The organism is Candidatus Desulfolinea nitratireducens, assembly GCF_982879505.1.
Window position 1 is genome coordinate 1 of sequence record NZ_CEYOSI010000343.1, and the last position, 2257, is coordinate 2257.

Annotated in this window: 4 protein-coding genes; all 4 read left to right on the forward strand. The window is 48.7% G+C overall.

What is annotated here, in order from left to right:
* The coding region (locus AC3DOM_RS17565; protein WP_487920337.1) for a DHHA2 domain-containing protein at positions 1-278 on the forward strand (278 nt) is incomplete at its 5' end.
* A 41-nt stretch (positions 279-319) separates the two neighbouring features.
* The gene (locus AC3DOM_RS17570; RefSeq protein WP_487920338.1) at positions 320-559 is read left to right on the forward strand and encodes a hypothetical protein; all 240 of its coding nucleotides are present in this window, start codon (positions 320-322) and stop codon (positions 557-559) included.
* A 75-nt stretch (positions 560-634) separates the two neighbouring features.
* A complete protein-coding gene (locus AC3DOM_RS17575) occupies positions 635-1627 on the forward strand; it encodes a squalene/phytoene synthase family protein (protein WP_487920339.1) in 993 nt (330 codons plus the stop codon).
* A gap of 22 nt (positions 1628-1649) precedes the next feature.
* The coding region (locus tag AC3DOM_RS17580; protein WP_487920340.1) for an XdhC family protein at positions 1650-2257 on the forward strand (608 nt) is incomplete at its 3' end.

A 2257-nucleotide genomic window follows, 5' to 3' on the forward strand; every position in this document is an offset into this window, starting at 1 on the left:
CCCAGGCCGAGGTCACCGATTTGCTGCAATTATCCAAACATCTTGAAGATTTAAAGCTCGAGCTGGAGGATTTACGCAGCAAGCAATCGGTCGATTTTGCGATGTTGCTCGTCACTGATGTGGTTCGTGGCTCCAGCCGCCTATTGATCGCAGAAGGACCATCTGAGCTGAGCGATTTACCCTATCCTATTCAACCAGATGGGACGCGCTTGGCCAGGGGTGTGGTATCCCGCAAAAAACAATTGTTGCCAGTTGTACTGGGGCTTTTGGAGCGGTAGAAAATTTAGCCACAGTTTAATAAGAAAAGGTTTGAGCATTTATGTTGAACGAGGCAATCTTAATATCTGACGGGGAACTGGGTTTTGCCGCTTTAATTTCGGTGGTCATTTTTTTGCTGGTATTCATCGCAATTTCCTTCCATTTGCTCCACGAAACTGCTGCTGCCATGGTTGTGTTTTTACGCCCCGAAGATGGCGCCAGCGCCTTTCAGTTGAGCAATTTGCAGGCCTTTGCCAATGAGATCAAGGGTGAAACCGGCTTAGAGGTTAGGATTGGTTAAACTCGATTTGCAACGACAATGGAGACCTTAGTGTTATAACCAGTAACATTCTATGAAACTTATGGAGCAAAAGCCATGCACTTACAAAAGACATTACGCGCCGTAAGCAGAACCTTTGCCGTATCCATCGAACGCCTGCCTCCTGTCTTGCGCGAAGCTGTTACGATCTCGTATTTATTATTGCGCGTCTCAGATTGCCTTGAAGATAATGAAGACCTGGCCGCAGAGCACAAGGCTGAATTACTTCGTCTCTGGACAAAAATTCTCGCTGGAGAAAAACCCGTCGGAGCGCTTACCAGCCAGATCACCCATCTCGATGCAAGCGACCCCGAAGTTTATGTGGCTCAAAATGCCGATGAACTTCAGGCGGCGCTGCACCAACTGCCTCTCGAAACACAAGAGATCATCAACAGGCATGTGATCGATTCTTCCCTTGGGATGGCACGCTGGCAGGAGCATGGTCCCGTAGTAAATACCGAAGAAGAGATGGATGATTATATGCACCAGGTCGCCGGGAGGGTTGGCTATCTGCTCACAGATCTTTTCGGGGCTTATTCGCCAGCCTTACTAAAAAGAGATCATCTTCTGCGACCACTGGCACGCCATTTTGGGCTGGCCCTGCAAACCGTCAATATTATCCGCGGATTGCGTAAGGATTATGAGCGGGGCTGGGTTTTTGTCCCACGCACTTTTTACGAACCGCTTGGATTAACCAGAGATAGCCTATTTGCACAAGAGAATATCGACCTTGCACTTCAGGTGATTAATGCTTTAGCCGATAAAGCTGATGAACATTTAGAGCATGGTTTAGAATATATCACTGCCATCCCCCAGGTTCACCACGGCATCCGGCTGGCTTGTATGTGGCCGCTCTTCTTCGCCAAAAAGACCGTCGCCCTGAGCCGTGATAATATCCATGTTATATTAAATGGTGCAAAAATCACGAGATCAGATGTGCTCAGCATTGTCCGCCAGACCACAATAATGGGCTGGTCGAATCAATGGTTGAGAAATTATTATCAACAATTACAAGTTGTACAACCAGTTTCAATTGAATATTACCCCTAAAGGATCCTATCGTCATCGAATAATGAAAACTATCTTTCAGGCACTCGCAGAAATCGAAGAAACCAATCAGGTCGCAGCATTGGCAACCATTGTCCGTTCTCAAGGGTCCACGCCTCGTCATGGGACCAGTAAGATGCTGGTCTATGCCGATGGGGGCATTCTCGGTACAGTTGGCGGTGGAGGATTGGAAGGCCGTATCCACACAGAGGCCCTTGAAGCTATGCAGGATGGAAAAGCACGTTTTCTTACTTATAATATGTCTGACCCCGCCAAAGGCGATCCTGGAATTTGTGGCGGAACCGTGGAGGTATATGTGGAACCGATCTTGCCTAAACCCACCTTATTGATCGTTGGCGCAGGACATGTTGGCAAGGCGACAGCGCATCTCGCCAAATGGCTAAATTTCCGCGTGGTGATCGCCGAGGATAGAGTCGAATTTTGCACTCCTGAAAATATACCCAATGCAGACGAGTATCATCCTGTGCCGATGGACGAGATCGCTCGTCATGTGGAGATAAACGCACAGACCTATATCGTCCTGACGACACGCGGCGCGGACGTGGACGGGATCGCATTGCCGGATCTACTGGATAGCCCAGCCGCCTATATTGGCGTGATCGGCTCAAAGCG

Bases quoted from the DNA above. Each gene is read 5' to 3' on its own strand.
- AC3DOM_RS17570 (WP_487920338.1), top strand. From the start codon at position 320: ATGTTGAACGAGGCAATCTTAATATCTGACGGGGAACTGGGTTTTGCC.
- AC3DOM_RS17575 (WP_487920339.1), top strand. From the start codon at position 635: ATGCACTTACAAAAGACATTACGCGCCGTAAGCAGAACCTTTGCCGTA.